The sequence below is a fragment of the Candidatus Pelagibacter sp. HIMB1521 genome (assembly GCF_052047875.1).
GTDB lineage: Bacteria > Pseudomonadota > Alphaproteobacteria > Pelagibacterales > Pelagibacteraceae > Pelagibacter.
The window spans coordinates 98,567-113,843 of record NZ_JBNAIZ010000001.1 but is presented as its reverse complement, the minus strand read 5'-3'; the positions used below and the strand labels follow the sequence as shown (position 1 = coordinate 113,843).

Below are 15,277 nucleotides of genomic sequence, written 5' to 3'. Positions count from 1 at the left end.
TTTAAGTTCCAGCTAAAAATAATCTTCTAAATTTTTCTTCAATTTTGTCTTGTTTAATAATTATTGTAACTTGTTTCTTTTTGACGGTTTCATAAATATCAACTCCATCTTCTTGATCTGTAACTCCATCATTATCTTTATCAACAGGGACATCTTTTTCGATGTCTTCAATTTCTAATAATCTCTTATCTCCAGTTCTTGCAGGACCGAGATGCTTCTTCAATAAAGTTCCCCAATTATCTAGGTCGGCCAAAACTTTTTGATTTGTTATTGTCGCTTTATATGTGGTGTCTTCAAACTTTGTCATGTCTAGATCATCATAAGGATCCAAACTACCTTCAGAATTAGATATAAATGTAATTGGAGCATTTTCTGTAGCATCAGATGCCATATTTTTATTTGGTGTATCATCAGGAACATCTGATCTTTCCAAAGATAAAGTAGTATTGTTATCATCATCGAAAGCAGTTGAGTCTGTAATTTCGTATTTACCACCCACTCCCTCGATTATTATTTGATCTCCATCACCTGGTAATTGAGCAAGACCCTTTACTTTTAAAGAAGCGCCTGCTGTTGTATCTTCAAATACTCTTGGATTTCCATATTGCGCAGCTACAGGATTGTAAACAGCGGCAAGTTCTTCAAACATTAATTCTACTGCATAAGCAGCTTTGTCAAACTTCCTTAAGTTTGCAAAATCTCTTTCTTGATAAGATTGTAATGTCATAAATACAGTTACAGCTATACCCAAAACACCAGCTGCTGTCATTCCCTCAACCAAAGATACACCCCTCTGAAGTTTGTGTTTTAAATTCATTACATTCTATTCCCATTATTAAAAAAACCTGTCTCGTAAGTGTGTAAATAATCTTTTTTTCCTCCAGCATTTTCAGAGGCTTGTATTTCTCCTCTAGCATTTTCAGGTGAGGATCCATCAGGTAAAAAACAAAAAAAGTTATTAGAAGCAGAAACTTTTGTACAGCTACCTGTCGTAGATGTACATCTACTGATTGTCATATGCTCAAGTTCTTTTGTTAAATCTGTTAGCTTAGTTCCTTTATCATTTGTACCATCAAAATCAGAACATTTGGTGGCTGTAGATTTATGGTATTCCACATTGTATCTATTCAAACCTTGTGCCTGCCAAACTTCTAAATCTGCAGTATTGTTAGAAGTATCATTTACAATTCTGATCGTATAAGCGTTTCCATCTTCAAGGGACAGTTGTCTAACGTAATTTATTTGACCTCGAATTGTTGCAAGATCGCTCTCGAAATTATCTTGATCACCAAAATTATCAATTGCTGGAAAACCAACTGCACCAATAATGGATATGATGGCTATAGTGGTCATCAACTCCAAAATACTAAAACCTTTTTCTTTGATTTTCATTAAGGTCTATCCTACAGCTTGACCAATACTGAAGATTGGCATGTACAAAGCTATCATAAGAACCCCGATAATCGCACCAATTATCACAATCATTAATGGTTCTATAATTGAGGATAAGGCCGCAACAACACCATCAAATTCTTCTTCATAGTAAGTTGCAATTGACTGAAACATTTCTTCCATATTTCCTGTTCTCTCACCAACAGCTGTTAACTGTGCAAGAGCTGGAGGGAATATATGTTCTTCTTTTTGTAGTAACGCAGACAATGTTTGACCAGTTACTATCTGCCTCCCAATTCTCTCTAACGCATAAATAAAAACTAGATTTGTAGTAACAGATTTGGAAATCTTTATTGTGTCTATGATACTTACTCCAGCTCTAGTTAGATTGGCCATAATCATACACATCCTAGACACTGTTGCCTTAACAATTAAATCTCCAAACAATGGAAATTTTAAAAATCTCTTATGCATTACATGTCTAAATCCCTCTATATTTTTGTACATGAAGTTATAAGAAACTCTAATAATTACTATAATTCCAACGATTTTCATTATATTGGTTGGATTAGCAATAAATCTACTCGCATTAACAATAACTAAAGTTGCTGCTGGGAGTTGAACACCCATTGAGCCATACATCTTCTCGAAAACAGGAACGACTTTCCATAACATGAAAATTGTAATTACTGTTGCAACCGTCAAAAGCATTATTGGATAAAATAATGCACTTTTAATACCTTGTTTAATTTTTGCATTTTTCTCTAATAACTCTACAAGTTTAATTAAAAATTCATCTAATTTACCACTAGCTTCACCTGCAGAGATCATATTCAAATAAATATTGTCAAAAATTTTTGGGTGCTTGGCAAAAGCATCCGTTAAATTCATTCCGCCATTTAAATCTTTTATTATGGCATGAGCAGTCATTTTCATCTTCATATGTACAGTTTGATCTCTGATCATCATGATAGACTCTAAAATAGGCAAACCCGCCTTGATCATAGTTGATACTTTTTTTGTAAACTGCAATAATTCCTTCGGTGGAACTTTGGCCCAAGGTCCAAAATTTAAATAAATATTTCCTTTTGCAATAATAATAGGGGCGTTACTTATAGGAACATCATCCAAAGATGGTGGACCTTTCTTTTCGGATTTACCGTTACCTTTTTTGATTGAGGTAACAATAATTTTCTTTTTCCTAAGTTCTACTGCAGCACTTTTTGGATCAGATGCAGAAATTACACCATTAATTTTTTTTCCAGCTTGAACACCAGCATATTGAAATGTTGCCATAAACTAAACTACTAAAATTCTAGAATATTCTTCAACAGATAATATACCTTTTTTAATAAAATTTCTGCCAATAACTTGCATAGTTTTGAAACCATCCTTAATTGCAACTTCAAGCATTTCATCTCCTCTAGCATCTCTCAATATCGCAGCTTCTAAGTTAGGAGTTTTTTTTAACACTTCATAAATTCCTTGTCTTCCTTTGTATCCAGTGTTGTTACATTCTGCACAACCTGCACCCATTTTGGGGGTAAAAGCATTTAACTCTTCTTCTTTAAAACCATATTGCAATAAAGTTTCTTTAGTTGCTTTTTCATCATCAACTGTACAAGAAGAACAATTCTTTCTCGCCAACCTTTGAGCAACAATTAAACTCAATGCTGATGCAACCATGAAACTTGGAACACCCATATTTACTAATCTGACAACCGTAGAAACCGCATCATTTGTATGAAGCGTACTTAATAATAAGTGTCCAGTTAAAGCTGCTTTAATCGCAATATCTACTGTAGATTTATCTCTTATTTCTCCAACTAGAATTACCTCTGGGTCTTGTCTTAAAAAAGATTTTAATATCGCTTCAAATGTTAAACCAATTTCATTGTTAGCTTGAATTTGTCCAACACCTTTTAAATAAAATTCAACCGGATCTTCGGCTGTCATTATATTTGTTCCGGGATTATTAATTTTTTTAATACAGCCATAAAGAGTTGTACTTTTACCGCTACCTGTTGGACCCGTAACCAAAACCATTCCTTGAGGAGCAGTTATAGCTGTAACTAAATTATCATAATCCTCTTTATCTAGACCGATTTGCTCTAAACCAAGATCTGGCCCAGCAGCAAGTAAACGCATAACAACTCTTTCACCTTCTTTAGCTGGAATAACTGAAAATCTAACATCAATATCAACATCATCTTCATTTTTTGGTTGTGGATTTTTAAATTGAAGTTTTCCATCTTGAGGCAACCTTTTTTCTGAAATATCGCAACCTGACATAATTTTTAGCCTTGTCACTATTGCATTGTAATTCTCCATCAAAAATTGTTTGAACTGTAATTGTTCTTGGAGGACACCATCTTTTCTAAATCTTATTCTTGCCTCACCTCTTCTAAAAATTTCAATATGAATATCACTAGTGCCACTAAAAAATGATTCATTTAAAAGTTTATCGACAAATTCCACAACAGCATTCTCACCTTGAGTAATTTTTACATTTGGAACCTTCACGTTTAAATTTGGTTTTGAGACTGATGATTTTTGTGCTTGATTATTTTGAGAGTCTTGTGTCGCTTCAATTACAGATTTAAATTTTAATGCTTGATCTAAATTTGATGGTTTTGCAACATACAATTCTACATTACATCCAGTCATACTTTTAATCTTACCTGCTAATGTAGATTTAGTTGGATCAAATAAAGCAATTTTTAAAATTCTTCCATTTAGTTCAAATGGAAGCATTTCGTTTTCCATTATAAAATCTTTTGGAAGTTTTTTTACAGCTTCTTTTTTAATATTTTGCTCAGTTAGAATAGTTTTACGTAAAGCATAATTTCTTGAAACTGCAGAAACAATATCATCTTCACTTACTAATTTATCATCAATTAAATACTCTAAAACTCCAAGAGGAACCTTGCCATTACTATCGTATTTTTTTTTAGCCTCATTAAAGTTAGCTTCAGATAATTTTCCACTAGTTTTTAAAAGGTTTGAAATCTTAATACTTATTTCAGGATTTATTGAAGGCATGTTTAAAGTTATAATAAAAATTATAACTTATACAACATTTGCACTTAGGAATATTAACAGTTGAGTTTTATCGTCTTTATCAGTTGTTTGTCTAAAAAATGCTCCTAGTAATGGAATTTTTGAGAAGAACGGCACATAAGTTTCGCTGTTTTCTCTAGTATTTTTATAAACACCTCCAAGCACAGCTACATCACCTGCATTAATTTGTACTATAGATGTAAGTGATTCCTCGTTCGTTACAACGTCATCACCTGAGCTTTCACCTGGTGCATCATTTGCAAGTGATAATTCAATTTTTACTCTACTTTCTCCAACAATTTCCGGTTTCACCGTGATGCTTAAATTTTGTGGAATTTCTACTGTAGATCCTGCAGCATCACCTGAAGCTGGAATTACTTTTACTAAAGTTGTACCTTGAGTAAGAGTTGCTTCTTCACCGTCCATTGCAAATAGTTTTGGATTTGAAACTGTTTCTGTATTAGAGTCTTTCACTGATGCAGTGATTACAGCTTTGATCTTTGTCATTCCTATATTTCCAAGCAAAAATGCTCCTCCTGCCAAACTGACTGCATCTGATAAATCTGCATTAGATATAGCTTCAGGACTCGTATCAGCCACAGGAGTTATTGAAGTTGTATTTCCTGGGTTGGTATCAATCCCTGAAAAAGTTATTCTATCACTTCCATTTGCAGTTGCCGCAGCATTTAATGCATCTATGTTCGCACTAAAGTTTTTATTAAAGCCATCAGTTGCATTAACAATATAAGCCTCGATCATTACTTGTTTTTTTTCCAAGTCAATTTTGTTTAAAATATTCTCTGCCTGATTTAATTGTGCATATGTTCCTGTAATTATAATTTGATTATTTTTTTCATCATCTACCATAGTAAAGCCTTCGGTTTCACCCATAACTTCCCCAAGAGATTCTACTAAATCTGTTGAACTTTGATAAAAGACTTTAAATATTTCTGTAACCAAAGGTTCAGAACCATCTCCTTCGTTTGATACTGAACCGCCAATATCTAAGGAAGCTAAATTATTATTTTCCTCTATAGTATTGTCTATTTTAGCTTTTTCTAATTCAGCAAAAAATTCTTTTGTATGAACTCTTAGCAAACCAGAATCTTCATCAACAGTCATAATTAAACTGTTAATATCTAAAATAGCATAAACAGCAGAGCCCCATTTTATATTTTCAAAATCAATAGTTATTTCACCATCTACTTCATTACCTATGATAATATTTCTCTGAACTAATCCAGCAAATAATTTTAAAGCTGATCTTATATTCATATTATTAAGCTTTAAACTTACTTCGGTATCTTCCAACTTTTTAATCTTTAAATTTCTATCAATTAGTTTAAGTGATTTTTTTTCAAGCGTTTTACCCTCTGTTAAAGAGATTCTTCTTGCTAACTTTTCCTCTTTTTTATTTTTATTTAAAATATCGTTTGAGTCTAGATTGAATTGTTCTGCAGTTTGTCTAAAATTTTCAGCACTTGCCTTTACATTGAAAGACTCAATTTCTTGAACAGCTCCTTTATCTTTTTGATCATAAGCCATTTTGGGCCTATTTGAACTACTGCAACTTACTAGTAACATAGAAAGTGTTAAAACCAGGAATGATTTAATAAATTTTGTCATTAATTGAATAAATCCTCAACATTGGTTACTGTTTCACTTTCATTATCGTTATTATTATTTTCATTATTCTCTGTTTGATTTTCAATATTTATATCATCATTGTTTACATCATCGTTGATTAAATCTTCATTATTTGATTGTGGTAATGATGCAATTGCCATTCCTACTATTGGAGTATTAATTAAAAACTCATATTCAATATTATCCTCTAAAACAATCATTTTATTTTTTTCAATTGACACTATCACGCCATCTCTGTTTCCTATTCTGTCTCCTTCTCTAACCATAAATTGACTGTTGCTTATTTCAATTATTGCAAGATTTTTTCTATTTATTTTAAAATCGTTAATACTCTTCTTGTCTAAGTTTTCATAAGAAATATTCTCATTCGTATAAATTGGAATTTTTACTAATTGATTTTCGTTTAAAATAACTGTGTTTTTTTCAAAAGCATTAAATTCTATTAATTCACTTATTTCTCTTTCATATCTTCCAGCAATATCAGCTATTGTTTCGTTCTCATTTGTTACATGAATAAAGAATGGGAGTAATAGTTTATCACCAATCAAAATAATATTTTCATCATCCAGATCATTGTAAGAAGCAAGTTGCGTTGCATTTAAATTATATCTTTCAGCAATCGTATTTAAGTTTTGACCCTCTTTTACGATATGAAATCTATTTGGTATAACTATCTTGTCACCAATTACTAATTTTCTTGATCCAGGATAAATTGCATTTGCAACTTCTATTTCTCTTAAAGAAAAACCGTATCTAAAAGCAATCTTCTCAATTGTATCGTCTTTCGAAATAGTGTGAGTAGTAGGTGTTTTTGCTCTATCGATTTTTTTTATTTTAGCTCTTTGAAATTGATGATCAGATTCTTTGCTTAGTGCAACACCTTTTAATAGATAATCTCTTAAAGAGTATGCAATTATTGGATCAATATTTAAAACTGTAACAATTTCGGTGCTCTCAGGTTCAGCCTCAACAACTTCAATCACCTCTTCAGTGTTATTAGATAATTCTTCTGCCAATTCCTCTTCATTAGCTTCTTCTTGAATTAATAAATCTGTCTCAGACTCAACTGTATCTTCAATTTTAATCTCAACTACTTCTGGCTCTCTTACAATACCAATTTCATTAGTAAATGGATCGCTGCTAAAAGAATTACCAAAATAGAATAGAAAGATAATTGTAAATATAAATCTTAGTAACATTATTCTTTACCTGCCTCTAATAGATCTGAAACTATAGTTTCATCATCAAATACTTCATTTGATAAAGCTTTTAATGATAATCTTGAATTAAATTTTTTTGTTATTTTTTCTTTGGGTAAATCTTCCTCTTTTAGGTCAGGTTGTCCAGCAACTGTGTAAAGTGCTATTCGATCTTGTTTAGAAAATTCAACTAATGCCTCAATTTTACTATCATTAACAACTTCATTGTCTGAAAAACTATTCATCATATTTACAACCGCTTGATCGTTCATGGCTACACCAGAAAATAAAATATTATGTTTTTCTTGTATTCCAAAACTAGTCAATCTTATATTTTTTGGAACTATTTGATTTAAACTTGCATAAAGATTTGCAGTTGTTTTTAAATTTGAACCAAATGCTGCTGCAATTCTTTTATCTTCATTTATACTATCGATTTTTGCATTATATCCTTGCAAGAGATTATTTTTACTTTCAAGATCTTCCTCTAAAATTTTAGTGGCAGCTAATTTAGATGAATTATTCATTAATTTTAAAATTTTAAATGGAAGAACGTGTCCAATAATACCTAAAACAAAAATCATAGAAATCATTAAACAAAAATTACCTAAAGATTTTGATCTTCTGTTAGTTTTTACCTGATCAAAATTAGATAAAAGATTTACTGAAATTATTTCGTTAGTTTCAAGATTAAAAGAATTTAATTTTCTTGATGCAATACCAATTGCTTCCGATGCAAGAGATTTATTGCTAAGTGAGTCTATATATTTTTTTGCACTATCTGAAATTTCAGCAGAGTCCTCAGGATTATAAAGTTTAATAACAACATCTCCCAATTGTCGCTCAATTCCTTTCGAAACATTTTTAATTTTTGACTTATCTGAAATTACTGTAATAATATTTATAGGATCAAATTCATACTTTGTTTCATACTCAACTAAATATTGTTTAATTTGAGAACCTAGTCTTTCAAAAATTTCATCCCAAAATTCTGTTTCAACACTTTCAACTTCCTCAACTGTATCAAGCAATACTTGATCTGCTTCAATAATATTTAATTCTGAATACTGAAAACCTTTATTGGAACAAATAGTAATACTTTTCTCATCTTTTGAATAATTGAAAATAACATTTGGAGTTTCAAAACCTTCTTTCCCAAGAAGTATTCCTTGAGAGTTAACATGAGCAAACGGTGCTAGATCAATAACAACAGGATTATAACCCGCAAGTCTAAAAATATTTGAATAAGTTTCTACAAACTTTATTTCCATGGCAACTAAAACTACATCCATTACACCAAGCTCTTCATTTGTGCTCATAACAGAATAACTTGTTTCAAATTCATCTAAATTTTCAGGTGTTTCATCAAACTGATCCCAAAATCCACCTAAAGCAGTTGCTTCCCTTAAACTTTCTTCATCCATAATTGGAATTTGTAAATTATAAATTTGTGCTTTGGATGTATCTATAGAAACGGCAATGTCTTTTGTTTTAGTCTTAATAGAGTCTAATGCATTTTTTACTTGATCACTTAAATATGTTGTTGCGGATAAAAAATCTTGGTCTTCTCCAATTCCTGCTATTTGTTGATTAGAGAAATTATCAATTTTACAAACACCTTTTTTGTATGAAATTTCTGCGGCTTGAATAAATTTATCTCTAAAAACCACACCTATTACTTTTTCTTTTTTTGAGTGATTTTTTCCTATTAATTTAATGATAGGAGCAAAAGCTTTTGCAATAGGAGGTCCAATTTTATCAATCATAATTTTTTATAAAAACCGAATAAAATCACAATAATAAATACCGAATCGGTACACAAGCATTAGTTGTGTTACTTTATATATGTATCAATATTAAAAAAAACTTGAAAAGCTATAACTTTTAGAGCATCAAAACATTTATGAGTCTTCATGATAAATTAAAATCATATCCAAAAGAATATGATTTGTCAGATATCCACATCAGATCGAATCAACCATTTGCAATCAGAGAAAATGGTGAGATTAAAGTTTTCAGCGAAGATATTGTTTCAAGACAAGATATAGAAACTTTTTGGAAACAATCTTTAGATAAAGCTCAATATGATTATTTAATTAGCAATGGTGATTTAGATTTTGCTGTTGTTGTTGATGGACAGAGATTTAGAGCAAACGGTTATTATTCTTCATATGGACCAAGTATGGTTCTTAGAAAAATTATAAGCGAGATACCTAATATTGAAAAACTAGGTTTGCCACCGGCAGCACATGAAGCAATTACTCATAAAACAGGATTAGTTCTTGTTACAGGACAAACTGGTTCTGGTAAATCTACATCACTTGCCGCAATGATAGATCAAATTAATTCTCATAGAGCAGAAAATATAATTACAATTGAAGATCCTATTGAGTTTGTTCATCCTGCTAAAAAAAGTATTATTTCTCAAAGGGAGGTTGGAAAAGATACTGGTAGTTTTGCAAAGGCATTGAAATCTGCATTAAGACAAGATCCTGATGTAATTTTAGTTGGTGAGATGAGAGATCTTGAAACTATTTCATTAGCATTAACTGCTGCAGAAACTGGTCACTTAGTTTTTGGAACCCTACATGCTAGTAGTGCTTCTTCAACAATTACAAGAATTTTAGATGTATTTCCTCCAGCTCAAAAAGAACAAGCACAAACAATGCTAGCTGGATCAATAAGATTAGTAATGTCTCAACAGTTATTAAAAAAGAAAGGTGGAGGAAGAATTGGATGTCATGAAGTAATGACAGGTACACCAGCAATAAGAAATTTAATTAGAGAAGGTAAAACAGAACAAATTCAATCTACCCTTCAAACATCTGCTAAAGATGGAATGTTTACAATGGAAAAATGTCTTGAAGGTTTAAAGCTAAAAAAATTAGTTGAATAAATTAATTTGAACTTTCTGTAAATCTTTGTTGCGGAACTACTGCAGAAAAAGTTCCAGTGCCGGTACAATTACTTTCAGTTTGCTCACCAAGGCCTCTATTTACACTTGAGGGGTTTGGGTTGTTTGCTCCTTCACATTTTAAATTAAAATCTACATTACCTTTTAACTCAACTTCAACCTCTAAAAACTTTACATTGTTAGCTGTAGATTTTGTTATGATATTATTATAAAGATAGTTAGCTGCCAAAAATGCAAAAAAAGCTAAAAAAAATATTTTGATGTTATTTAAATTTTTTTTAAAATTTACCTTCATACTTGTTGTTATAGCTTTTATTCCTAAAAATTCTAATGCAAATATTTATCAATTAAGTTGTAAAAATAAAAAAAATACAACTGTCTGGATTTATTCAAAAAAGAGAAAGCAAATAATTTTGACTAAAATTAATAATTCAAAGACAAAAGTAAACTTCAAGATGGGTAAACAAACCCCATCATCTTTCTCCTCTGTTGGATCCATTGGGGGGCTTCAAACAAATTTAACTTACAGTCAAAACTCTAATGAATTAGCAATGCTGCAAAAATCTTTAAGAGGTTCCAATCAATTTTACAAATGCTCAAAGCCTAAACTTATTAAAGAGGAGTAGTTAAAAAATTAAAGTTAAAGTTGTGCCTGGGCCCACTTCATTGTGTTTGTACTCACAAAATTTTGAGGTTTTTTTTATAAAGTATACTCCCAAACCTCCAGGTCTGACGTTATCTAAATCTCTTGGTTTAATTGTATCTAATGGTACTTGTTCACCGTAGTCAGTAATTATTACTTTAAGCTCATTATCATTTATAATTTCTAAATTTAAATCAATTTTTTGATCTTTTTTCATTTTATATGAATACCTAATTACATTTTGCAAAGCCTCATCAATTGCTAAAGTTACGCTTGCTAATTCGATATTTGGTAGATTTGATTTACAAAACTCTTCTATTTTCGATCTTGTATCTTTTAACTCTGAGGGATTTGAAAGCATTTCTATATTCATAAATAAATTTCAATAGTATTACCCAATATGGGTATATTAAATTAAAAAAAATAGTTTATAAGAGAATTATGAAAAAAATCTTACTAGTTTTATTTACATCATTAATATTTTTTCAAAACATAGTCAAAGCAGAAGTTGCTATGATTGGAGTTGTAGATGGAATGGTATGTATGGCATGCCAAGCAAAAGTTAAAAAAGAACTTAAAGCTGCAACAGGTGAAGGTAATGTTGAAGTTTCATGGCCAGAGGGAGTTGCGTTTATTAACTTTGAAAATACTCCAAATTTTTCCGAAGAAGACTTTAAAAAAGTAATTGAGAATGCTGGTTTTGCGGTTGGTAAAGTTGCTACCTTAAATGAAAAAATTATTGATCCAAAATCTGGATTAATTTCATTAAATAAATTTTAATTATTTACTTTCCAGTCAGTTTCGAAAGTCACGTAGTTTACTTGTAAACATCGTCTTTCTTTAAGAATGCTCTTTTTTTCCATGCCATGCCAAGTATTTGGCCCGCTGGTAAAAAGATAACCATAGTTATTTCTGTAAGGTAATGTTTTAACTTTCTCTAATTTTTCATTATAAAAATCAGTTCCCAAATCTTCAGACTCATTAGTTTTATTTACAAAAATTAATCCTGACATTAATTTTTCTTTAATATCACAGTGTGGTTTAAGCCAAAAACCCTCTCTATCACAAATCACCTCTACCCTGACGTATGAGTTTGATAAATCTTTATTGATCATTTTAGATATTGTCTCGAATGTTTCTTTTGATTGTAGTTCATTTATAAATTTAACAAGATTTGGAAATTGCAAACTATTTTCTTTTGTTACAAAACATCTAAATTTTATTGCTTTACCACCAGATGATATACCTTCTCTGAATTCTGCTGCCCCTCCATCAATTGCTCTTGTTCCGTCATAATTCAAATTATGCTCACTTAAATTTGGAATATCTGCTTTAATAATCTCTTCAATTGCTCCGTCAGATAGAGCATTGCTATATTCCCAATGATCAAATGGTGTTTCATATTTTTTTGAATTATTTTTTATAGAATTTAAAAATGACATTAAGATTCAATTTTTTCTTTAATAACTTTTGCTACTCTATTAGTTTCATCTAGTTTTTCATAGTTCCAATTTTCAATTTCCTCACCTAAGTTTCTAGTGATATTTAGTTCTCTAAATAAATTTCTAAATCTTTGGAATCTTTTGTCATTCTTTTTTGGTAAAATATTAGCAACATAGATTGGTTTGCCTGTCAAAGCAGCTTCAGAGATCATGGAGCTAGAGTCACATGTAACAACTATATATTCAGATAAAGCTAATGCAGATAAATATGCCTTTTTATCTACATTCATAATTACTGTATGTTTTTCTCCAAAAAACTCTTTTGCATAATGAATAGTATTTATTGGGGTTCTCATTGATGGGATTACTACTAATTGGAAATCATGTTTCTTCATTAATTTATAAAACATTGAGAAAATGTGTTTCATATTTTTAGTTGAATAATCATAATATTTTGTTGGTCCACCCATAATTAAGCACCAAATTTTTCTTTCGTCCTTTTTGATAAAAGAATTTAAATAATCTTTATTTTTCTCAATTTCTCTTTCTGAAAGATAATGAATGGCTCCTTTAGTGCTAATAACGTTCTCCCCATTAATTCCATCATGTTCAGGTGCAACAATAAAATCGAAATGATTAAAATCTATTTTTGGATTTTGAATATGAATATTAAAAATTTTTTTTTTAGAAATACTTTTTAAGTGGATAGATGGAATTACACTCTTTCTCCCACATGAGATTATTAAATCAAAATCATTATCTTCAATCTTTTTATAAACATTTTGAGAAATTGGTGTAAATTTAGGAGGAACAAATTTCCAAATACTTTTTAGTTCAACCTTGTGGTGAACAAAATCAATATCAAGTGCTTTAGCAAGTCCCTCGACTTGACTAATCATTCCGTGCATCCCTTGAGTTAATAATAAACCTTTTAATTTAGACATTAATCACTATATAGCTTCCATATGAGTCAAAATCCAACTAAACACACAAAAGTGTTAATAATTGGATCTGGTCCTGCCGGATACACAGCAGCTGTTTATGCTGCACGAGCAATGTTAAATCCTATCCTTGTTCATGGTGCTCAACCAGGCGGACAATTAACAACCACAACTGATGTGGAAAATTTTCCAGGGTTTGCAGAAGTAATTCAAGGACCATGGCTAATGGATCAAATGAGAGATCAAGCAAAAGCTGTTGGAACAGAAATGATAGAAGACCATATCGGATCAGTGAATTTAAAATCTACACCGTTTGAGGCTGTTGGTGATAGTGGTCAAAAATATACAGCAGATAGCATAATTATTTCAACTGGTGCACAAGCAAGATGGTTAAACATTAAATCTGAACAAGAATTTAGAGGATTTGGAGTTTCAGCATGTGCTACATGTGATGGTTTCTTTTTTAAAGATAAAGAAGTTGCTGTAGTTGGAGGTGGTAATGCTGCAGTAGAAGAGGCAATGTTTCTTACAAAATTTGCATCAAAAGTAAAATTAATTCATAGACGAGATAGTTTAAGAGCTGAAAAAATGCTGCAAAAAAAATTGATGGAAAATAAAAAAATTGAAATAGTTTGGGACTCTGTTGTTGAGGATGTCTTAGGTGATAGTGAACCCAAAAATGTTAAAGGTATAAAAATTAAAAATTTGAAAACTGAAAAAACAGAGGAAGTAAAATTAGATGGATTGTTTATTGCTATTGGTCATGATCCTGCAACTCAACTTTTCAAAGATCAATTAGAAATGGATAAAGAAGGTTATTTAATTACAAAACCAGATTCTACAGAAACAAATATTCCTGGAGTTTATGCTGCGGGTGATGTTAAAGATAAAACTTTCAGACAAGCGGTTACAGCAGCTGGTATGGGTTGTATGGCTGCATTAGAAGCAGAAAAATTCTTATCTCATTAATTTGAGATTACAATAACTAACTGACTAAAGAGAGAGGTGTTATGACTGATAAGGTATTATTAACTGGAATAAGTGGATGGATTGCTAAACATACTGCAATAGAATTATTAAATTCAGGTTACGAGGTTTTGGGTTCTGTTAGAAGTGATGATGTAATTTCTCAAACAAAAGAGACGATTAGTAAATATGCATCAATAGATAATTTGTCTTTTATTAAACTTGATCTTTTAAGTGATGAAGGTTGGGAAGAAGCTGCAAAAGGATGCAAATATATAATTCATATGGCTTCCCCCTTTCCGATGAAAGTCTCAAAAAATAGAGAAAATTTAATACCAGTTGCAAAAGATGGAACTTTAAGAGTTTTAAACGCTGGTATCAAAGCAAATGCAGAGCAATTTGTAGTTACATCTTCAATAGCAGCAATGTTTAGAAAGCCGAATAGATCAAATCCTTATAAATTTAGTGAAAATGATTGGACTGATGAAAATTGGGTTGAAGGAGTTAATGATTATTTTCTATCCAAAACAGTTGCTGAAAAAGCTGCCTGGGAATTAATGGAAAGTAAAGGTATTAAAAATAAACTTACTTGTATAAATCCCGGTGGAGTATTTGGGGATGCTTTGGATACCAAGGGTGGAACTTCAATTGAATATGTAAGACAATTTTTAAAAGGTAAATTTCCAGCAACACCTAAATGGGGAATACTAATATCTGATGTTAAAGATGTTGCAAAATCTCATGTAGCTTGCTTAGGAAATTCAAAAGTTGGTGGCAGAAGATTAATAATTGGAAAAGAAGTTAAAACACTACTTGAGACATCAAAAATATTAGCAGAAGCATTACCAGAGTATGCAAAAAAACTACCTAAAAAAACTTTACCAAATTTTATGGTGAAATTTATTAGCATGTTAGATTCAAGTGCAAAAACAATGATTCCTGATCTTGAATTAGAAATGAAACCAGAGACAAAATATGCTGAAGATTTAATTGGTTTTGAATTTAAACCAGCAAGTGGGGCTCTAATTGATGCTGGAAAATCAGTAGTAAGATTAGGCTTAGTATAAAAATTT

At 30.8% G+C, this 15,277-nt stretch carries 16 protein-coding genes; 5 read left to right on the top strand and 11 right to left on the bottom strand.

What is annotated here, in order from left to right; genetic code table 11:
• Window position 1: 1 nt before the first annotated feature.
• Genes ACTTA5_RS00625 through ACTTA5_RS00595 form a run of 7 tightly spaced genes read right to left on the bottom strand, consistent with a single transcriptional unit; the run spans window position 2 to window position 9,064 of the window.
• Window positions 2-817: a type IV pilus modification PilV family protein gene (locus tag ACTTA5_RS00625; protein WP_440613827.1), complete on the bottom strand. Its 816-nt coding sequence runs from the start codon at window positions 815-817 to the stop codon at window positions 2-4.
• Window positions 817-1,392, bottom strand: a complete 576-nt coding sequence (locus ACTTA5_RS00620; RefSeq protein WP_440613826.1) for a pilus assembly FimT family protein — start codon at window positions 1,390-1,392, stop codon at window positions 817-819. The genes ACTTA5_RS00625 and ACTTA5_RS00620 overlap by 1 nt, the downstream gene beginning before the upstream one ends.
• Window positions 1,393-1,398: 6 nt before the next feature.
• Window positions 1,399-2,688: a type II secretion system F family protein gene (locus ACTTA5_RS00615; protein WP_440613825.1), complete on the bottom strand. Its 1,290-nt coding sequence runs from the start codon at window positions 2,686-2,688 to the stop codon at window positions 1,399-1,401.
• 3 nt (window positions 2,689-2,691) lie between these two features.
• Window positions 2,692-4,434, bottom strand: a complete 1,743-nt coding sequence (locus tag ACTTA5_RS00610) for a GspE/PulE family protein (protein WP_440647088.1) — start codon at window positions 4,432-4,434, stop codon at window positions 2,692-2,694.
• Between the two features lie 27 nt (window positions 4,435-4,461).
• Entirely contained in the window at window positions 4,462-6,078 is a 1,617-nt protein-coding gene (locus ACTTA5_RS00605) for a secretin N-terminal domain-containing protein (protein ID WP_440647086.1), read from the bottom strand.
• Window positions 6,078-7,298 (bottom strand): LysM peptidoglycan-binding domain-containing protein, encoded by a 1,221-nt coding sequence (locus ACTTA5_RS00600; RefSeq protein WP_440647084.1) that lies wholly within the window; start codon window positions 7,296-7,298, stop codon window positions 6,078-6,080. The genes ACTTA5_RS00605 and ACTTA5_RS00600 overlap by 1 nt, the downstream gene beginning before the upstream one ends.
• Window positions 7,298-9,064 (bottom strand): fimbrial assembly protein, encoded by a 1,767-nt coding sequence (locus ACTTA5_RS00595; protein WP_440647082.1) that lies wholly within the window; start codon window positions 9,062-9,064, stop codon window positions 7,298-7,300. The genes ACTTA5_RS00600 and ACTTA5_RS00595 overlap by 1 nt, the downstream gene beginning before the upstream one ends.
• Before the next feature lie 137 nt (window positions 9,065-9,201).
• Here ACTTA5_RS00595 and ACTTA5_RS00590 point away from each other — a divergent pair, with 137 nt between their 5' ends.
• On the top strand, window positions 9,202-10,194 hold the full coding sequence (locus tag ACTTA5_RS00590; protein WP_075506362.1) for a type IV pilus twitching motility protein PilT: 993 nt from the start codon (window positions 9,202-9,204) through the stop codon (window positions 10,192-10,194).
• 1 nt (window position 10,195) lies between these two features.
• On the opposite strand, the gene ACTTA5_RS00585 is transcribed toward ACTTA5_RS00590, so the two are convergent.
• Window positions 10,196-10,507 (bottom strand): hypothetical protein, encoded by a 312-nt coding sequence (locus ACTTA5_RS00585; protein WP_440647080.1) that lies wholly within the window; start codon window positions 10,505-10,507, stop codon window positions 10,196-10,198.
• A gap of 160 nt (window positions 10,508-10,667) precedes the next feature.
• Here ACTTA5_RS00585 and ACTTA5_RS00580 point away from each other — a divergent pair, with 160 nt between their 5' ends.
• On the top strand, window positions 10,668-10,838 hold the full coding sequence (locus ACTTA5_RS00580; protein ID WP_440647078.1) for a hypothetical protein: 171 nt from the start codon (window positions 10,668-10,670) through the stop codon (window positions 10,836-10,838).
• On the opposite strand, the gene ACTTA5_RS00575 is transcribed toward ACTTA5_RS00580, so the two are convergent.
• Window positions 10,839-11,216 (bottom strand): ATP-binding protein, encoded by a 378-nt coding sequence (locus tag ACTTA5_RS00575; RefSeq protein WP_440647076.1) that lies wholly within the window; start codon window positions 11,214-11,216, stop codon window positions 10,839-10,841.
• A gap of 80 nt (window positions 11,217-11,296) precedes the next feature.
• On the opposite strand from ACTTA5_RS00575, the gene ACTTA5_RS00570 reads away from it, so the two are divergent.
• On the top strand, window positions 11,297-11,635 hold the full coding sequence (locus tag ACTTA5_RS00570; protein WP_440647074.1) for a heavy-metal-associated domain-containing protein: 339 nt from the start codon (window positions 11,297-11,299) through the stop codon (window positions 11,633-11,635).
• Here the strand turns inward: ACTTA5_RS00570 and ACTTA5_RS00565 are convergent.
• Both ACTTA5_RS00565 and ACTTA5_RS00560 read right to left on the bottom strand, forming a co-directional pair.
• Window positions 11,632-12,297 carry a hypothetical protein gene (locus ACTTA5_RS00565; RefSeq protein ID WP_440647072.1) on the bottom strand — a complete coding sequence of 222 codons (666 nt, stop codon included), beginning with the start codon at window positions 12,295-12,297 and terminating at the stop codon, window positions 11,632-11,634. The genes ACTTA5_RS00570 and ACTTA5_RS00565 overlap by 4 nt on opposite strands.
• Entirely contained in the window at window positions 12,297-13,241 is a 945-nt protein-coding gene (locus ACTTA5_RS00560; RefSeq protein ID WP_440647070.1) for a mitochondrial fission ELM1 family protein, read from the bottom strand. Before ACTTA5_RS00560 ends, ACTTA5_RS00565 begins: the two co-directional genes overlap by 1 nt.
• Window positions 13,242-13,262: 21 nt before the next feature.
• Here ACTTA5_RS00560 and trxB point away from each other — a divergent pair, with 21 nt between their 5' ends.
• Both trxB and ACTTA5_RS00550 read left to right on the top strand, forming a co-directional pair.
• On the top strand, window positions 13,263-14,207 hold the full coding sequence (gene trxB, locus ACTTA5_RS00555) for a thioredoxin-disulfide reductase (RefSeq protein ID WP_075506369.1): 945 nt from the start codon (window positions 13,263-13,265) through the stop codon (window positions 14,205-14,207).
• A gap of 41 nt (window positions 14,208-14,248) precedes the next feature.
• Window positions 14,249-15,271, top strand: a complete 1,023-nt coding sequence (locus ACTTA5_RS00550; protein WP_440647068.1) for an NAD-dependent epimerase/dehydratase family protein — start codon at window positions 14,249-14,251, stop codon at window positions 15,269-15,271.
• Window positions 15,272-15,277: the final 6 nt, after the last annotated feature.